The organism is Nguyenibacter vanlangensis (assembly GCF_013376155.1).
Classification (GTDB): domain Bacteria; phylum Pseudomonadota; class Alphaproteobacteria; order Acetobacterales; family Acetobacteraceae; genus Gluconacetobacter; species Gluconacetobacter vanlangensis.
Map to the genome: position 1 here is coordinate 1 of NZ_JABXXP010000021.1, position 17616 is coordinate 17616.

General features: G+C 64.5%; 15 protein-coding genes. 9 read left to right on the plus strand and 6 right to left on the minus strand.

All coding sequences use genetic code 11. The features are described from left to right. Window positions 1-101: 101 nt before the first annotated feature. Entirely contained in the window at window positions 102-809 is a 708-nt protein-coding gene (locus tag HUK84_RS03225) for a YoaK family protein (protein WP_176638952.1), read from the minus strand. Between the two features lie 437 nt (window positions 810-1246). Then, window positions 1247-1399 carry a hypothetical protein gene (locus tag HUK84_RS03230; protein ID WP_176638953.1) on the minus strand — a complete coding sequence of 51 codons (153 nt, stop codon included), beginning with the start codon at window positions 1397-1399 and terminating at the stop codon, window positions 1247-1249. Between the two features lie 182 nt (window positions 1400-1581). Between HUK84_RS03230 and HUK84_RS23085 the strand changes: the two genes are divergently transcribed. The 6 genes from HUK84_RS23085 to HUK84_RS03260 all read left to right on the plus strand — a co-directional run bounded on the left by HUK84_RS23085 (window position 1582) and on the right by HUK84_RS03260 (window position 5616). Continuing rightward, window positions 1582-1905: a helix-turn-helix domain-containing protein gene (locus tag HUK84_RS23085; RefSeq protein ID WP_176638954.1), complete on the plus strand. Its 324-nt coding sequence runs from the start codon at window positions 1582-1584 to the stop codon at window positions 1903-1905. 137 nt (window positions 1906-2042) lie between these two features. After that, window positions 2043-2630, plus strand: a complete 588-nt coding sequence (locus HUK84_RS03240) for a GNAT family N-acetyltransferase (RefSeq protein ID WP_176638955.1) — start codon at window positions 2043-2045, stop codon at window positions 2628-2630. A 347-nt stretch (window positions 2631-2977) separates the two neighbouring features. Next, on the plus strand, window positions 2978-3496 hold the full coding sequence (locus HUK84_RS03245; RefSeq protein ID WP_176638956.1) for a phage tail protein: 519 nt from the start codon (window positions 2978-2980) through the stop codon (window positions 3494-3496). Between the two features lie 49 nt (window positions 3497-3545). Beyond that, a complete protein-coding gene (locus HUK84_RS03250) occupies window positions 3546-4082 on the plus strand; it encodes a phage tail protein (protein WP_176638957.1) in 537 nt (178 codons plus the stop codon). 78 nt (window positions 4083-4160) lie between these two features. Next, window positions 4161-4751 (plus strand): phage tail protein, encoded by a 591-nt coding sequence (locus tag HUK84_RS03255; RefSeq protein ID WP_176638958.1) that lies wholly within the window; start codon window positions 4161-4163, stop codon window positions 4749-4751. A gap of 46 nt (window positions 4752-4797) precedes the next feature. Then, complete coding sequence (locus HUK84_RS03260; RefSeq protein ID WP_176638959.1) at window positions 4798-5616, plus strand: sulfotransferase; 819 nt, start codon at window positions 4798-4800, stop codon at window positions 5614-5616. Here HUK84_RS03260 and HUK84_RS03265 read toward each other — a convergent pair. Beyond that, window positions 5551-6597: a glycosyltransferase gene (locus tag HUK84_RS03265; RefSeq protein ID WP_176638960.1), complete on the minus strand. Its 1047-nt coding sequence runs from the start codon at window positions 6595-6597 to the stop codon at window positions 5551-5553. The genes HUK84_RS03260 and HUK84_RS03265 overlap by 66 nt on opposite strands. A gap of 75 nt (window positions 6598-6672) precedes the next feature. Between HUK84_RS03265 and HUK84_RS03270 the strand changes: the two genes are divergently transcribed. From HUK84_RS03270 to HUK84_RS03280, 3 genes are all read left to right on the plus strand, one after another. After that, window positions 6673-7713, plus strand: coding sequence for a GSCFA domain-containing protein (locus tag HUK84_RS03270; protein ID WP_176638961.1), 1041 nt, complete (start codon window positions 6673-6675; stop codon window positions 7711-7713). A 180-nt stretch (window positions 7714-7893) separates the two neighbouring features. Further along, entirely contained in the window at window positions 7894-11049 is a 3156-nt protein-coding gene (locus HUK84_RS03275; protein ID WP_176638962.1) for a glycosyltransferase, read from the plus strand. 77 nt (window positions 11050-11126) lie between these two features. Continuing rightward, window positions 11127-11702, plus strand: a complete 576-nt coding sequence (locus HUK84_RS03280) for an LOG family protein (RefSeq protein ID WP_176638963.1) — start codon at window positions 11127-11129, stop codon at window positions 11700-11702. Between the two features lie 115 nt (window positions 11703-11817). Here HUK84_RS03280 and HUK84_RS03285 read toward each other — a convergent pair whose 3' ends face one another. From HUK84_RS03285 to HUK84_RS03295, 3 genes are all read right to left on the minus strand, one after another. Further along, window positions 11818-13332 (minus strand): efflux transporter outer membrane subunit, encoded by a 1515-nt coding sequence (locus tag HUK84_RS03285; RefSeq protein WP_176638964.1) that lies wholly within the window; start codon window positions 13330-13332, stop codon window positions 11818-11820. A 4-nt stretch (window positions 13333-13336) separates the two neighbouring features. Next, the gene (locus HUK84_RS03290; protein WP_176638965.1) at window positions 13337-16498 is read right to left on the minus strand and encodes an efflux RND transporter permease subunit; all 3162 of its coding nucleotides are present in this window, start codon (window positions 16496-16498) and stop codon (window positions 13337-13339) included. 18 nt (window positions 16499-16516) lie between these two features. Continuing rightward, the coding region (locus tag HUK84_RS03295) for an efflux RND transporter periplasmic adaptor subunit (protein ID WP_176638966.1) at window positions 16517-17616 on the minus strand (1100 nt) is incomplete at its 5' end.

Consider the following 17616-nt stretch of genomic DNA (forward strand, 5'->3'; position numbering starts at 1 on the left):
GGGCTGCCCTTCGGCGTGGCGGGCAGCACCAACACGCTGCGCGTCGCCCGCGTCGACTGACGCGCACGGACCGGCCCGCCATCCCGGGCCGGTCCCCCCTTCTATGAGGGGCTGACCGTCTCCAGCCGTTCCAGCAGCGGGTGGTCGCGCAGATAGAGCAGGAAGCCGGCACAGCCGATCGTCAGCCCCACCAGCACGATCGCGCCGGAGACCGAGACGCTGGACGCCACCGCCCCCAGCACCGCCCCGCCGAACAGGCCCAGAATCGCCGCCAGGCGCCGCCAGACCCCCAGCGACGGGCCGCCCGCCAGCCGGCTGTCATGCGCCAGCCCATGCAGCAGCAGGGTCGCTGCCGGCAGCGTCAGGTCCGTGACCTGCGCGTGGCGGGTGGCCGAGGTCTGCAATCCCATCGCCACGGCCAGGATCGTCAGCACGGCATAGTAATGCCACGGCGCATTCACCCACCAGATCAGCGCGGCCCCCGCGACCAGCACCCCCACGGCCATCAGCAGGTCGGCGACCGTGCGCCGCCGTGAATGCGACCGCCGCACCAGCCGGCCGCCCAGCGCCGCCCCGATCAGGTAAGAGGCGATCGCCACCAGCCCCGGCCCCAGGATGGACTGGCCCGACACCAGATGCACCGCGATCAGGATCACGGTCGCGGTCATATAGCCGGCAAAGACGTTCAGATGGGTCAGCGAAATGGCGTCCAGCGCGCCCATCGCCACCGTAACCATGATGATGGCGATCACCAGTCTCGGATCATGAGGCCCCGGATCACGGCCGGGCGGTTTGTGTGTCTGGTTCATGACCTCATGCATGTCCGCGCTGCGCGAACAATTCCGTAAGCATCCATAAGCACGCACCAACAAAAGAAGGGGGACACCGCGATGCGATGCCCCCTTTCACCTAAGTTCCCGAAGATTCTCGCCCTTCGGATCTTCATCCCTGCGATCATCATGCCGCAGGTTTCTTGTTCTTGGGAGCGGGCCGTTCCGGTCTTCTCGCTCTGGTGCCCTCTACATGGACCCTTTTTTTCTGTCCGTCAATCGAAATTCGCAAATAAACCCCGGCCGATGCTTTTGTTGCACTGCACAATACCTGAGAGCGCACAATAAAATCATCCGATCACACAGAAGTTTATTTCCTCTCGCGGAACCCTGCCGGGCGCGCCTCGGGACACCGGTCGCCCTGTCCGAAACCATCGCGGTCTATCCGTGTGTCCGAAGTCCCGGTGTGCGCCGGATCAATGGGGCGCGGACAATTGCAGGCGAAGCAGCCGCGCGGTGTCGCAGCCCCGCATCCGGCGAGCATCCGCGTCGAGACGATCCCGCACGCGCAGCCAGAATATGACTTCGTCGATATTGTTTTCTTCCAGGCACTGACCGATACGGCGCATGACGACCCGCCGGGCGGCCGCCCCGAACAGACGGACAAGGCCGCGCGCGGCAGCGGATGGATCAGGGAATGGACAAAGCCGGTGGTACGTGTCGGACGCCATGCCCCGCCCCGAAATGAGGATTATAGTCCGCAACTCTATAGTCCGTGGTCCGTACACGACAAGCCTGCTCATGGTGAATCATGAGCAAGAGTGCAAACGGGCCAACCCGGCAAAAAGCACCCCGCAAGCCGCGCCCCTCGATCCAGCCACCGCTGGAAACCCAAGATGGCGGAGACCCGCGCGCGGCGCTGGGGGAGATCATCTATACGGAACGCATGCGCCTGGGGATCAGCCAGGAAGAACTGGCAGCCCGCGCCGGCCTGGACCGGACCTATGTCAGCGGCATGGAGCGCGGCCTGCGCAATCCCACCTTCCTGGTATTGCTGCGCCTGGCCCGGGAACTCGCCATCGACCCCGCGATCCTGGTCCGTATCGAAATCCGGAAGGCTCCGACAAACCTTTGACCACAGCAGCAATAAATACCATCCGCAGAGCAACCGCCGCGCGATCGAAACCGGGACTTCCTTCGAGGCGAGAATCGGCTTAACGATGCCTGTCCGCATGGCGTCTGCGCCTCAAACGCATCGCCTGACGAGACGCCATGGACCCGTGCCGGACGATCCGAGGGCAAGCCAGGAGGGCAAAGACGATCGAACCTTCACGTTTCCACCTGAGACCGCAATGCGCCGCCGACATGCCGTTTCTCCTGCATCTTTACGGCGATGTAAGGCGCGCGGAACTGGATGCGACGGGCTGGCCGGAATTGCAGCGGCATGCCTTCCTGAACCATCAATTCCTCCTGCAGACACATCATTACCGAACATATTATCCCGCAGCGTCCTTCGATCTGATCGAGGTCGCCGATGCTCCGGCTGGGCGCCTCTACGTCGATGAAGGGCAGACGGACTGCCGTATTATCGATATTTCGCTTCTGGCGACCCATCGCAATCTCGGGCTGGGGGGCGCCGTGTTGCGGCAGGTCGTCACGCGCGCGACCGTACGACGGAAGACGGTCAGTCTTCATGTCATGCTTGGCAATCCCGCGATTCGCCTTTACCGCCGCATGGGCTTTCAGGTGATCGATCCATCCGATCCGATGCAAATTCTCATGCGCTGCGCGGTCGGCCCGGGTGCGCCGGGCAGGATCGATGACGCAGGCCATCCATCGGAAGAAAGAATTTTTGAATAATCATGCCCGAGCCCGTTTGACGGTTCGGTCAATTTTCTTCATGATGGCCTCACTCGTTCCGGGAAACAAATGGTGGCAATTTCATAGCGTCCTTTTTTAAAAATGAGCTGTTTCGATCCATTAAGCATGTATTTCCGGCACGCAAGCCATATTACGATCGCTGGATCAATCTTCGCCACCGGACCACGTCGTCCTCCGGGCGCCACGCCGCCATTCCGGCCGGTTCGAATGGCCGGAAATACGCGTCGAAACATTTTCAGCGCATTCAGCACCTCAGACCGCGGCGCCGTCGATCCGGGCGGCAGCGGGGATGAGGCCGCATCGACCTGGCACAAAAGGAAATCGCCATGGCAGAAGGCTATCTCGGGGAAATCAGGATCGTTCCTTATCTGGACGGAAAAGTGCCACAAGGTTGGCATGTCTGTGACGGCACGCTGCTGCAGATCGGCCAGAACGCGGCGCTTTATTCGTTGCTCGGCACGGCCTATGGCGGAGATGGGCGGACGACCTTCGCACTGCCGGACCTACGCGGCCGCGCGCCCATCAGCCAGAGCGACGCCCTGCCCCGGGGAACCAAGGGGGGAAAGGAAATGATTTCCCTGACCATGACGGAGATGCCGGCGCACAATCATACGATGGACGCCTATGCCGGCGCGGCGAGCCAGCCGACAACGGCCAATGCCATCTACGCCGAATCGCCTGCGACGACCCCCATCTATGGTTCTCCGACCCATCTTGTCTCGCTTTCGCAAGGAACGCCGGAACTCGTCGCGGCCGGAGCGGGCCAGGCGCATGAAAACCGTCAGCCCTACACGACCCTGAATTACATCATCTGCGTGTCCGGAATGTACCCGCCGCATCCGTAAGACGCCGGGTCGTACGTGAAACCGATATCTGTTATCATGGAGTCTGAAGATGGACGCCTTTTTGGGTGAAATCCGCATCTTTTGCGGCATGGCCGACAATGCCCCTCAGGGTTGGGCATTTTGCGAGGGGCAGGTTCTGAACATCGCAGGCAACGATGCCCTGTTCTCCCTGATCGGCTTTACCTATGGTGGGGACGGTAAGACCAATTTCCAGCTTCCCAGCTTGAACGGGCGCGTCCCCATCGGCGCCGGCCAGGGCCCCGATCTGTCACTCTACAAGATGGGGGATAAAGGCGGACAGGACGTCGTTACGCTGACAATTGCGCAATTGCCCGCCCATACGCATAGCGTCAATGCGTCACAGGATCCGGCGACCAAGAGCACGCCCACAAACGCCATCTTTGCCGCGGTCGAGCCCCCCGCGCTGTTTTACGACAACCTGCAGCAGAAAACGGGCAGCGACGCCAATTACAGCACGCTTGCGATCGGCAGCGCAGGCGGTTCCCAGCCACATGACAATTACATGCCGACCATGGCGCTGCGATACATTATCTGCCTCTCGGGATTATATCCGTATTTTCAATAACTTGGGCGTGTGCCCTCGGTGCTTTCGATTTGGTTGTGACGGGCGGGCAGGCGATGCCCGATTTCGGGGAGACAATTCATGAGTGACGCGTTCATCGGCGAAATCCGTATCTTTGCGAACCGCTATATCCCGGCAGGCTGGCTGCCCTGCGACGGCACGATCTATCCCGCCAGCGCGTATCAGGCTCTTTACGCGGTCATCGGCAATGCCTATGGCGGCGACGCCGCCCAGCAGAACTTCGCCACGCCCAACCTCATCAACCCGCAACCGGCCATGAACGGCCTGGCCGTATGCGGTACCGGCACGGCATCCGGGACATCGGTCGCCTGGACGCTCGGCCAGGTGGCGGGAGAGGCGGCGGTCGGTCTCACCCACAGTCAAATGCCCGCTCATACGCACCAGATGGTCAGAGCGGGCGCAGGCTGGACGGCGGCCATGAAGCTCAACTCTCCCGACAATGGGACACAGGTCGGCGGCCTGTATGTCAACCCGACCGAGACCGCCCAGTGCCTGACGACCCATGCGCCGAACACGGCGCTTGCCGGCCAGACCATCGGCGCCGCCGGCGGAACCACTGCCGGAGCGGCGGCCCCGCACGAAAACCGGCAACCATTCCTTACATTCCAGTTCGCGATTTGTTGGGACGGCATCTACCCCGTTCCCTCCTGACGAATCATCGAACGCCCTCCATTCGCGAATTTTTTCGGACTGACCCATGCCGACCATCCTCGTGACCGGCCTTCCGCGCTCGGGCACCACTCTGCTTTGTGCCTTGCTCAACGCATATCCGGACACATTGGCCTTGGGCGAGCCCCTGGCGCTTGAACGCCATGGGGATCGGGCGCGCGCCGTGACCGAGATCGAACGCTTTGTCGCCGCGACCCGCCGCCGGGCGATCGATTCCGGCCTGGCCATGTCGAAACATGTCGACGGCACCGTCCCGGATAATTGGGTCGAAGACCCGGCGGTGCTCCAAACCGGCCGGCTGCGGCGCGTTCTGGAGCAGCGCGGCGAGATTCCGGTCGGCAAGCCGCTTGCCGAAGATTTCCATCTCGTCATCAAGCACCCCGCGGAATTCACGGCGCTGGCCGAGCCGCTCGGCCGGCGTTTTCCACTCTATGCGCTCGTGCGCCATCCGCTCGCAGTGCTCGCGGCCTGGCAGACGGTGGAGATGCCGGTGCATTATGGGCATATGCCGATGATGGAATGCTTCGTGCCGGGCCTCACGGCGCGGCTCGATGCGATCGAGGACCGCCTGGCGCGCCAGGTGGAGCTGATGCGGTTCCTCTATGGGACATATGCCCGCTTTCCGGCCGATCGCATCCTGCGCTACGAGGATATCCTTGCCGATCCGGTCACGGAACTCCACCGCCTTGTTCCACATGTTCGCCAATCGTCGCGCGCCCTGGCGCCCTACGATCCGGCGGCGCGCTACACGACGGTGGATCTCGCCGCGTTGGCCGAGATGCTACGCCCCCTCGCACCCGTGGTGGAGTGCTTCTATCCGGATTTCCTGGCCTCGCTTGCTCTCTGATCTCGGAAGAGGCGGCCCCAGGATTTCAGTAAAATACCGGACCCAGGCGCAACGAAAACGGTCATAGCCGTAATCGGCCGCGACATCGCGCCCGGCTGCGCTGAGGCGCGCGCCAAGTGCGTCGTCCCCCAGCAGGGTGATCAGATCGTCCGCCACGCCTTCCAGATCCGGATAGGGACGCACCAGGCTGTTCCTGCCGCGCCGGAAATAATGGCGGCCGCCGAAACCGTCGAACCCGAACACCACGGCGCCGAGGGCCATGGCCTCCAGCGGAATCAGGCCGAAACCTTCCGCGGGCGTCAGGCTGAGGCAATAGCGTGACTGCGCCAGCCTTTCACAAAAGGCGCGATGGGAGATCTTGCCGTCCTGCTGCAACACGGCGCCCCGCCAGTCGATCGCGGCCTCGGCCTCCGGCGCCTTCTCGCGCAAGATGGCACGTAGTTTTGCTTCCATCGGGCCGAGCAGCGCGGGCGGCCCCTTGCTGCTTATGACGAGGGACATCGCCGGCCGCGTGTCCCAGGCCTCTGACCGGACATCGGGCGGCGAGATAAAGGGCGGAATGATTTCGGTCGGCAAGTCGTAGGTCCGGCGCAGGAAATCCTGCACGAAGTCGCCGACGGACACATAGAGATCGAAAAAGCGGTCGAGCAGGCCGAACGTCTTGTAGTCCTGCACATAGCTGATCTTGCGGCACGGCGGCAGCCTGAGACCGAAGGCATGATCGGAAAAGGACGGATTGCAGACGAGGATATCCCGCGCCGTAATGCTTGCCTCCAACGCATCCAGCGGCAGCACGGGGAAGACCGGTTCGTAGTGGAACACACCCAGATCGGGCGTTTCCGCATCGACACGGACGACCACCATGGGATAGCCCCACTCCTCATGCAGGATGCGGCCGATATGGTATGCCATCCAGGTGCCGCCATTGGGGATGTAGGCTCCGACCACATAGACCGTTGGACAGGGCTCGGCTTGCACCATTAGACTACCTTTTTATTTGCAACCAGCGTGCCATGCTGAACGATAGCCGGACGAACGGCAGGAGCACATCCCCCTATGGTCGAAAGCATCACCGAGGTCTGGCGGCAGGAGCGGCTGCATGTCGCGCCCGAGGGACAGGAGCCCAAGATCGTCGGCTCGGCCTTCTATCGCGGTGAGACCTGCCAGTTCAATCCCTATCACGGCGATCATGCCGCACCCGGTTTCGCGGAGCGCTTTCTGCTGCAGGGTTGGACCCCGACCACGCGCTTCATCAGCAGCGGGACGCGCATCACCACTTTCGGCAGTTGCTTTGCCCAGCACATCAATGCGCATCTCAAGATGATCGGGTTCGATACCGCAAGAGATCGCGATGGCGGGGTGTATATCTCCCTTATGGGAGAGGGCCTCGTAAACGTCCATTCACTTCTGCAGCAGTTCGAATGGGCGCTGGAAGACACGGCCCCACCGACCGGACTCTGGCACGGGTTCAAGGCCGAGAGCTTCGGCTATGACGAGGCGGTGCGGCAACGGACGCGCGAAATCTTTCTTTCGACCGATGTCTTCATCCTGACCTTCGGCGTCTCGGAAATCTGGTATGACGAGATGACGAAGGGCGTCTTCTGGCGCGCGGTGCCGATGGCGCATTTCGATGCATCCCGCCACAAATTCCGGGTGGCGAGCTTCGCCGAGACCCGCGCGGCCATGGAGCGCATCCTCGACCTGATCCGCAAGCACGTGCCGGAAGCCCGCGTCGTCATGACCGTGTCGCCGGTGCCGCTGGTTGCGACCTTCCGGCCGGTCTCCTGCATCACCGCGAATTCGGCGAGCAAGGCGATCATTCGCGCGGCACTCGATGAAGTGCAGCGTGAACGCGGTGATGAACGTCTGTTCTATTTTCCTGCCTATGACGCGATCACGACTCTTTTCCCGCAACCCTTCGTCGAAGATGGCCGCCATTTTCATGATTTCGTCGTGCCGGCCATCATGCGGCTCTTCGAGGCGTTCTTCTGCGATACTCCGCTCACCCGCGAGGCCGCCGAGGCCCACTTGCGCGCTGCCCGGCTCGACTGCGTCAGGACATTGCGGGATCATCCTCTCTATCGAGAGGCCTATTGACCGGCGCCGGACAATGGCCCGCCGCGGAATGGGCCGCACGCCGCCGATCACGATGCCGGCCGACCTGATCGGCCACTCTCGGGACACGAACCAGGTCGGACGCCATTGACGGGATCCGTTCGGCTGCATCATAGCCATGCGGACCAACATTCGCTCAGCACGACGCGAAGGAAAATTCCGTTGACAGACCTGATACCTCTCGAAATCGAGCTTTTGGACCAGTGGCGGCCGAAATGGTCGATCGAGAGTTCCGACATGCGATCTCTCGCGGTCGGGTTTCACGCGATCACGGTGCGCGCCCGGGACACCGAGCGGATACTGGCCCGTTTCGACGTCACCCATGATATCCCGGCCGGGCTTCATGTGCTTTACGGCCTGGACCGCCCGGAGGGCTGGGGCTGCTGGTCGATGGGTCCCCGGCTGTGCCTCGTCATGGCGTTGGATACGGCCGAGGAGGCCATCACCGTCGAGATCGATCACAGAGTCCCCGGCGAGCTGGGCGGTCAGGTCCCGTGCCGCATCAGCATCGCCGGGGCGGCTTTCGAGCCTGGCGCGTTCCAGGGCGGCGTCCTGACGGTCAGCGGCCAGGCGCGCGGGTCAATCTTGCTTCCAATCGCGGCGAATCCCGAACTCTCCATCATCATACCGAGTTACAACCGGGCCGACCTGCTGGTTCGGTGCCTGGGCGCGATTGCGCGCGCCGAGGGCATGCCGGCCTTCGAGATCATCGTCGTCGAGAATGGCAGCACGATCGAGTCCGTCGCGGCGCTGGGCCGATTGGCGCCCGAAATCCGCGTCATTCATCTGCTGCAACCGGTATCGTTCAGCCGCGCCATGAATCGCGGCCTTGACGCCGCGCGCGGCCAGTTCGTCATGTTGCTCAATAGTGATGCCTTTGTCGAAAAAGACTGCATCAGCACGCTCTTTGCCGCAGTGAAGGCCCGCAGCACGACAGTCTTTGGCCCGGCATTCTACTATCCCAGCGGAAAACTCCAGGAAATCGGCGGGCGAATCGCGGCGGACGGGCACTCTTATCGCCATGAGAACAGTTCTTTGCAATGGCGCGGAAAGTCGGAGTGGGAGAGCGACTATATCTCCGCCGCCGGTCTGATGGTAAGCCGAGACCACATCCTGGCCGCCGGCGGCTTCAACCCCACCTTCCGGCCCGCCTACTATGAAGATGCGGACCTTTGCCTGCGGCTGAAGGCGCGCGGCATGAGGACCGTCGTCGTCCCCGCCGCAAGGGTGACCCATATCGGAAACGCCACAAGCATCGGCGTATTCGGCACGGAGCGGTTAGGGCGAATAGGAGACACCAATCGCGAACGACTGATGTCCCGATGGGGCGCGTGGCTGGCCACCCGCGCGGACGAAGATCTTCCCGAGATCGCCGATTTCGACCATGAAGAAGCGAACGGGAACGACGCGACCGGGCCGGCCCGGACCAGGCTGCACGTGGATGGCGCGATCGAGGATGGCGGGCGCACGCTCGCGAGCCTCATTTGCGCGTGCGCGGCGTCGGGACCGGTTGCCGTTACCGGCCCGGACGCTCCATCGCGTCTCGATGTAAGCTGGCTTCTGCGGGATTACGGGTTCATGCCGCGGCAACTCGCACACGCGCCGGTCGAGGCGCCGCCGGTGTCAATCGTCTATACGCGAAGTTTCCCTCCGCCCCCGCCATTGCCCGGGCGGCTCCAGGTCCTGTTCCTGGACACGGGCGACCCCACCGCCACCGATATGGAGACGGCCTACGACACGATCGGCAATGCCTGCAATTATGACGTTATCGTAACAAGCACACCCGATCCTGCCGGCATGGAAGACGCGATCCGGGAGATCTACGGCATCCGATTGCCGGATATCCGGTTTCTTCCGGTTGCCCTCGATCATCGGCGGATGGGTGCCCTTGATCGAAAGCAGCCGATGATCCTGTTGCATGGTCCCGTGCGGGACGAGCACACGATGCTGATCGGCCGTCTCGTCAACGCGGCCGGCCGGCTCGCCTTATCCGCGCCGAACACGCATTTGCATTTCATGTTGTGCCTCTCGGGGAACACGGACAATCAACGGTCCCTGTTCGCGGATTTTTCCACTGTCATCGACGGCGATCGAATCGAGTTCCTGCGCCAGCCGGACCCGACCCTGCTCAGGGCGCTGAAGCAGCGCGCCCTGTGCTATGTGACCTGGAGCGACGGGACCGATGGTTCGGATTGGCGTGCCGAGACGGACGAGGCGGCGAGCCTCGGCTGTCTCGTCCTGAATCTCCGCTCGTCCAGCCCGGCGATCACGGCGTCGAACCCGGCCGTTGCGCGGCCGGAAGCGCTCGAAATGCTGAAGGGTTTTGCCGATCTGTTCGGCTGTGGTCCAGTTTCCTTTGAAGACCATGTCTTCTCGACCACGCCGCTGGCCGACGTGCAGCGCGCCTGGCAGACCGAATGCGCGTCGATGCCCAGCCGGCCGGGCATTCGGCGATCGGGATGCGACGAACGAACGGCGATGGTCGTTGTCGGCATGCATCGGTCCGGGACATCCCTGATGACCCATCTGCTGGCCGCAGCCGGCTGCGACCTCCCGACCAGCCTGATGACGCCGGCCGCTGATAACCAGGATGGGTTCTGGGAGTCGCCGATTTTCGCCGCGCTGAACGACAGCATCCTGGCGGAACATGACGTCGCCTGGGACCGGTTGTTCTCAAGCGCGCGCCTGAAGGACGCCGGGGCCGATGCCCATGTCGATCGCATCCGCCGCGCGATCCGTTCGCAATATGGGAACGCACGCGCCATCGTTCTCAAGGATCCGCGGACCTGCCTCCTGATGCCGGCATGGCATCGGGCGCTGGTCGAAGAAGGCTACGCGCCACGCTATATCCTGACGGCGCGCCATCCGGCCGAGGTGGCGGCGTCGCTTGAGCGGCGCGATCACATGCCGATCGGCACCGGGGTGCTGCTCTGGGCGGATTACATGGTGAACGCCCTGGATTTTCTCAGGGACAAGCCGGTGTCCGTGGCGGCTTTCGACCGGATCATGGATTCTCCCAACGACGTCATGAAGCACTTATGGTCGGCGTTCGCGTTCCCGCCCGAGACCCTGCCAGACGACCTGTCGGCGCTGGTCAAGCCGGCATTGCGACATCATGCCGAACCGCGAACGCCTCTGGCCGTCGCCGCCAAGCCCGTCTGGGACCTCTATGGCGCCCTGATGGACCAGGCAGGACAACTTCCCCCTGTGGCCCAGATCGCGGCCCGGGTCGTGGCCCGGACCGACACACTGCGCATGTGGCTCGAAGGGCAGCAGGTTCTGTTGGGGCTTGAGTCGGCGGAAGGGGATGGTACGTAGACGCGTCACCTTGCCGAAGGGGGCGGCTTCCGCCCTCTCGGTCGTCATCCACACTGCGTCTTCTTCCGGAGGTTTCCATGCGAATCGCTGTCTTCTGTGGCGCGTCTTCCGGACGCAGGCCGGTCTACCGCGATGTGGCGTTCGCCTTCGGGCGGTTGCTGGCCGAACGGGGCATCGGCCTTGTCTATGGTGGCGGGCATGTCGGGCTGATGGGCGCCGTGGCCGACGGCGCGCTGGAAGCCGGGGGCGAGGTGATCGGCGTCATGCCGCGGGCCCTCGCCGAGCGGGAAATCGCGCATCGGGGCCTGACCCGGCTTGATGTCGTCCCCAGCATGCATGTCCGCAAGCAGCGCATGGCCGAACTCGCCGGCGGATTCGTCACCCTGCCGGGAGGGGCCGGAACGTTCGAGGAGATTTTCGAGCAATGGACCTGGGCGCAGCTCGGCATTCATGAAAAACCCTGCGGATTCCTCAATATCGACGGATATTTCGACCCCCTCATGGCGATGGTCGATGCCGTCACGCGGGAAGGCTTTATGAAACCGGTCTACCGGCAGATGCTGGTGGTCACTCCGGACCCGGACGAGATGATCCGCCGCTTCGCGACCTATACGCCGCCACCCCGCAAATGGACCGAAGCACCGGCGCCATGAGGCCGCGCGCGGCGACAAAAAAAGCGGCCCCCGAAGGAGCCGCTCTTTCAGCATCGCGATGGAAAGCGCGCCAGAAGAAAATGCGCCGGAAAACGCACCGGAAACGGCCTGGCGATCAGCCGGCCCCCGGCACCGGCGCCGTGCCGTTCGCGGCCCGCGCGACGGCCCGCGCGGTCCGTTCGTTCCAGCCGCCGCCCAGGGCGCGATAGACGGTGATCAGGTTCTGGTACCGTGCCTCCTGCACCGAGATCTGGCTTTGCTGCGCCGTATACAGCGCGCGCTGCGAGTCCAGCGTGGTCAGATAGGAATCCACCCCGGAATCGAACCGCATCCGCGCCAGGCGATACGCATCGGCCGACGAGTTTACCAGCGCGTCCAACTGCCGTCCCTGCTCCAGGTACGTCGCGCGCGCCGCCAGCGCGTTCGACACGTCCTGGAACGCGGACTGGATGGCCTTCTCATAGGCCATCAGCCGCTCGTCACGCCGCGCCTTCGACACCTGCAGCGATCCCTCGGTCTGGCCCCAGGTCAGCAGCGGCACCTGCAATTGCGGATTGATCGACCAGGTCGTGGCGCCCGAGGTGAACAGATTGCGGAACTGCAGGCTGGACACGCCGTCCGACGCCGTCAGGATCAGGCGCGGGAAAAACGCGGCGCGGGCCGCCCCGATATCGTCATTGGCCGATTTCAGCGCGAATTCGGCCGACAGCACATCCGGCCGCCGGTCCAGCAGGTCGGACGGCAGGCCCGCCGGCAGGTCCGCCAGGATCGTCTGCCGCCCGAACGGCGCGGGCGGCGGCAGGTCGGCCGGCAGCGGCGCGCCCACCAGCAGCACGATCTGGTTCTCGTCCTGTGCGATCATGCGTTGATATTGCGCCCGGTTGGCCGCCGCCTGCTCGACCTGCGTCTCGGTCTGGCGCAGCGTCAACTGGTCGGCCTCGCCCCGGTCGAACCGGGCCTGGGTCAGGCGCAGCGTATCCTGCTGCGATGCCAGGGTCTGCTCGGTCACCCGCAACTGCTCGCAATCGGCCAGCCACGCGACATAGGCCGTCGCCACCTGCGAAATCACGCTGATCACCAGGGCGCGCTGGTTGGCCACCTGGCTCAGCATCTGGTCGGATGCCTCGCGCGACAGGCTGCGGATGCGGCCGAACAGATCGATCTCGTAGGACGAGAAACCGATCCCGGCCTGATAGAATCGGAACGTGCCGACCCCGTTACGTCCCAGTCCGGGCGCGAAGGCGAAGCCGCCATTGTTCGACGGCGCCGTGTATATCGACTGCCCGGTCCCGTTGATCTGCGGGAACAGCGCGGCATGCTGCACCCGGTACTGGCCCTGCGCCTCGATCACCGACAGCGCGGCCGAACGCAGGTCGCGGTTTTCGCGCACCGCCAGCGCGATCAGCGCGCGCAGGCGCGGATCGACGAAGAAATCGCGCCAGCCCAGGTCCGATGCCGCGGTGCCGATCTGCCCGGCACCGCTGGCATGATAGGCCGCGCCGGTCGGCCAGGCCGGCGCCACCGGCAGGGATGGCCGCTTATAGTTGGGGATCAGCGTGCATCCCGGCAGGGCCGCCAGCAGCAGCAGCCCCGCCCACGGGCGCCGACGCACAGAAGGATAGGCTTTCATCGACTCAGCTCTCCTGCCCGGATGCGCCGGCGGCATGGGACGGATTTTCATACGGATCGACGCGGTCCTTGATCCGCGTCACGCGGAACAACCGCAGCACCAGGACGAAGAACAGCGGCACGAAATAGACCGCCAGCAGCGTGGCCGAGAACATGCCGCCCACCACCGCCGTGCCGATCGCCTTGCGCGCGGCCGATCCGGCCCCGGTAGCAATCGCCAGCGGAAAGACGCCCAGCATGAAGGCGATCGACGTCATCAGGATCGGCCGCAGACGCTCGCGCCCCGCTTCCAGCACCGCATGTTCCAGCGTCTGGCCGTCCTCGAACTTCGCCTTGGCGAATTCGACGATCAGGATGGCGTTCTTGACCGCCAGCCCGACCGTCGTCAGCAGCCCGACCTGGAAATAGACGTCGTTGTCCATGCCCCGCCACAGAGTCGCGACGATCGCGCCCAGCACGCCCAGCGGCAGCACCAGCAGCACCGCCAGCGGGATGAACCAGCTTTCATACAGCGCGGCCAGGCAGAACAGGATCACCACCGCCGCCAGGGCATAGAGCGGCGCGGTCGACGACCCGGAGGCCTGCTGCTCGTACGACAGGCCCGTCCAGTTGAAGCCGATCCCGTCGGGCAGCTTGGCCAGGATCTTCTGGATCTCGGCGATGGCCTCGCCGCTGCTGTGGCCCGGCGCCGGCTGCCCCAGGATTTCGAAGGCGTTATAGCTGTTATAGCCCTCGACCTTCTGCGGGCCGTTGGTCCAGTTGCCCGTCGCGATCGCGTTGAAGGGCACCAGCGTGCCGGCGCTGTTGCGGATATACCATTTGGCCAGGTCGCTCGGCAGCATGCGGCCCGAGGGCTCGCCCTGGATATAGACCTGCTTGACGCGATCATTGCGCAGGAACTGGTTCACGTAGATCGAGCCGAACGCACCCTGGATCGTCGTATTGATATCGGCGATCGAGACCCCCAGCGCGTTGGCCTTCTCGCGGTCGATGTCCAGGTGATATTGCGGCGCATCTTCCATGCCGTTCGGGCGCACCGCGAACAGCACCGGATCGCGCGCCGCCATGCCCAGCACCATGTTGCGCGCCGCCAGCAGCGCCTGGTGGCCGACATGGCCGCGATCCTCCAGCTCCAGGTCGAAGCCGGTCGCGTTGCCCAGTTCCAGCACCGCCGGCGGATTGACGGCGAAGATCTGCGCCTCGGGGTCGCCCCAGAAATGCATCATGATCCGCTGCGCGATCGCCGCCGAGGATTGCGACGGATCGGGCCGCTGGCTCCAATCCTTCAGCCGGATGAAGAACGAACCGGCATTCTGCCCCTGGCCAGCGAAATTGAAGCCCGCGGGCGCGATGACCGAGATCACGTTCTTGCCCTCGGTCTTCAGGACATAGTCCGTCACCCGCTTGTTCACCGCCTCGGTCTGCGCCAGCGTCGAGCCCGGCGGCAAGGTCACCTGGCCGAAGATCAGGGCCTGGTCCTCGTCCGGCAGGAAGCCCGTGGGAATCCGGCCGAACAGATAGACGACGCCCGAGGTGATGATGACGAAGGCCAGCAGCGACGGCACCATGTGCCGAACCATCCAATGCACGCCGCCCTGGTATTTCGTCGTCATCCGCGCGAAGTTGCGGTTGAACAGGCCGGGCAGGCCCTTGTCCTTGATGTGGACGCCGGGCTTCAGCAGGGTGGCGCACAGCGCCGGCGTCATGATCAGCGCCACCAGCACCGACAGCCACATCGCGCAGACGATGGTGATCGAGAACTGGCGATAGATCACGCCGGTCGACCCGCCGAACGCCGCCATCGGCAGGAACACCGCCGACAGCACCAGCACGATGCCGACCAGCGCGCCCGAGATCTCGTCCATCGATTCCCGTGCCGCCTGGCGCGGCGACAGGTTGCGCTCGGTCATCACGCGCTCGACATTCTCCACCACGACGATCGCGTCGTCGACCAGCAGGCCGACCGCCAGCACCATGGCCAGCATGGTCAGCGTATTGATGGCGAAGCCCAGCGCCGCCAGCAGGCCGAACGTCCCCAGCAGCACCACCGGCACCGCGATCGTCGGGATCAGGGTCGCGCGGAAATTCTGCAGGAAGACCAGCATCACGAAGAACACCAGCACGATCGCGGCCACCAGGGTCACGATCACTTCGTGGATCGACATCGTGATGAACGGCTCGGTATCCAGCGGATAGACGATCTGCAGCCCGTGCGGGAAGAATTTGGCCAACTGCGCCAGCTCTTCCTTGACCGCGGCCTCGGTCTTGAGCTGATTCGCCCCCGGCGCCAGCTTCAGCGCCATCGCCGCCGCCGGATGGTTGTTCCAGGTCGCGATGAAGTTGTAGCTCTGCATGTTCAGCTCGACCCGCGCCACGTCGCGGATCCGCACCTGCGAGCCGTCCGGCTGCACCTTCAGCAGGATGTTGCGGAATTCCTCGGTCGTGGTCAGGCGCGCCGGACCCAGGATCGTCGCGTCCAGCCGCGCTTCCTTCGTCGCCGGCAGGCCGCCCAGCTCGCCGGACGACACCTGGATGTTCTGGGCCTGCAGGGCCGCCTGCACATCGCCGATCGTCAGGCTGTAGCTATACAGCTTGGCCGGGTCCAGCCAGATGCGCATCGCATATTCCGACCCGAACAGCGTATGGTCGCCCACGCCCGACACGCGCGACAGCGGGTCGGACATGTTCGACGCCATGTAATCGCCCAGGTCCGCGCCGCTCATGCTGTTGTCGGTCGAGACGATGCCGACCACCATCATGAAGTTCTTCACGGCCTTGGTCACCGACAGGCCCTGGCTGACCACCTCGGCCGGCAGGCGCGGCTGGGCAAGCTGCAGCTTGTTCTGCACCTGCACCTGCGCGATGTCCGGGTTGGTCCCCTGCTGGAACGTCAGGTCGATTTCCATCTGGCCGTTCGCGTAGGACGATGACTGGATATATTCCAGATGGTCCAGCCCGTACATCTGCTGCAGGATCGGATGCACCACCGTGTTGTTGACCGTCTCGGCCGACGCACCGGGATCGGTCACGGTCACGGCGATCATCGGCGGAGCGATGCTCGGATACTGCGCGATCGGCAGGTTCAGGATCGACAGACCGCCGATCAGCATGATGATCAGCCCGATCACCCACGCGAAGACGGGCCGGTCAATAAAGAAACGCGACATGTTCGCCTATCCTGCCCTTCAGCCCGCCTGACCCTGGCCCGCCTGGCCCTGGTCCGCGGCGGCCTCGACCGGCTTCACCACGGCGCCGGGGCGCACTTTCTGCAGCCCGGTCACGATCACCCGGTCGCCGTCGTTCAGGCCCTGATTGACGATCCAGTTGCTGCCCACCGCGCGGTCGGCTTTGACCTGGCGGACCACCACCTTGTTGTCCGCGCCCACCAGCATGACGCTGGCCTGGCCGTGCACGTCGCGGACCAGCGCCTGCTGCGGCACCAGGATGGCGCGCGGGTCCGTCCCTTCCAGGATCTCGGCATGCACGAACATGCCTGGCAGCAGCAGATGGTCGGGATTGGCGAAGATGGCGCGCACGACGACGGTCGCCGTCGATTCATCGACATTGACCTCGGCGAATTCCAGCTTGCCGGCAGCGGGATAGGGGCTGCCATCCTCCAGCGTCAGCCCGACCGTCGCGGCATTGGCGTCGGCACGCTGCAACTGCCCGGCGGCCAGTTCCTGCTGCAGGCGGATCAGCGCCGACGAGGGCAGGTTCACATCGACATAGATCGGGTCCAGCCGCGTGATGGTGGCGATGTTCTGCGTCTGGTTGGCCGTCACCAGCGCGCCCACCGTGCTGATCGACCGGCCGATCCGGCCCGCGATCGGCGCGTAGACACGCGTATAGGACAGGTTGGTCGCGGCGCCTTCCAGGTTGGCCTTGGCCTGTGCCACGTCGGCCTCGGCCTCGCGCTCCGCGGCCAGGGCATCGTCGTAATCCTGCTGGCTGACCGCATGCGCGGCCGCCAGCGGCCCATAGCGCCGCATCTTGGCCTGCGCGGTCAGCAGCGCCGCCTGCGCATGCAGCAGGGCGGCCTTGTCGGCGTCATAGGCCGCCTGGTACATGGCCGGATCGATCTGATAGAGCTGCTGCCCGACCGTCACGTCCGCGCCCTGCGTGAACAGGCGCTTCTGCAGCACGCCGCTGACCTGCGGACGCACCTGGGCGATCTCATAGGCCTCGGTGCGGCCGGGCAGTTCGGTGTGAATCGGCGCCGGATGCGACGCCACGGTGACGAAGGTGACCATCTGCGGCGGCGGCGCAGGCGGGGCCGCCGGCTTGC

Excerpts from the sequence above, each read along its gene's own strand:
- HUK84_RS03245 (WP_176638956.1), top strand. The coding sequence starts at position 2,978 with ATGGCAGAAGGCTATCTCGGGGAAATCAGGATCGTTCCTTATCTGGAC.
- HUK84_RS03260 (WP_176638959.1), top strand. The coding sequence starts at position 4,798 with ATGCCGACCATCCTCGTGACCGGCCTTCCGCGCTCGGGCACCACTCTG.
- HUK84_RS03230 (WP_176638953.1), bottom strand. The coding sequence starts at position 1,399 with ATGCGCCGTATCGGTCAGTGCCTGGAAGAAAACAATATCGACGAAGTC.
- HUK84_RS03290 (WP_176638965.1), bottom strand. The coding sequence starts at position 16,498 with ATGTCGCGTTTCTTTATTGACCGGCCCGTCTTCGCGTGGGTGATCGGG.
- HUK84_RS03250 (WP_176638957.1), top strand. The coding sequence starts at position 3,546 with ATGGACGCCTTTTTGGGTGAAATCCGCATCTTTTGCGGCATGGCCGAC.
- HUK84_RS03255 (WP_176638958.1), top strand. The coding sequence starts at position 4,161 with ATGAGTGACGCGTTCATCGGCGAAATCCGTATCTTTGCGAACCGCTAT.
- HUK84_RS03225 (WP_176638952.1), bottom strand. The coding sequence starts at position 809 with ATGAACCAGACACACAAACCGCCCGGCCGTGATCCGGGGCCTCATGAT.
- HUK84_RS03280 (WP_176638963.1), top strand. The coding sequence starts at position 11,127 with ATGCGAATCGCTGTCTTCTGTGGCGCGTCTTCCGGACGCAGGCCGGTC.
- HUK84_RS03270 (WP_176638961.1), top strand. The coding sequence starts at position 6,673 with ATGGTCGAAAGCATCACCGAGGTCTGGCGGCAGGAGCGGCTGCATGTC.
- HUK84_RS23085 (WP_176638954.1), top strand. The coding sequence starts at position 1,582 with ATGAGCAAGAGTGCAAACGGGCCAACCCGGCAAAAAGCACCCCGCAAG.
- HUK84_RS03285 (WP_176638964.1), bottom strand. The coding sequence starts at position 13,332 with ATGAAAGCCTATCCTTCTGTGCGTCGGCGCCCGTGGGCGGGGCTGCTG.
- HUK84_RS03240 (WP_176638955.1), top strand. The coding sequence starts at position 2,043 with ATGGACCCGTGCCGGACGATCCGAGGGCAAGCCAGGAGGGCAAAGACG.
- HUK84_RS03265 (WP_176638960.1), bottom strand. The coding sequence starts at position 6,597 with ATGGTGCAAGCCGAGCCCTGTCCAACGGTCTATGTGGTCGGAGCCTAC.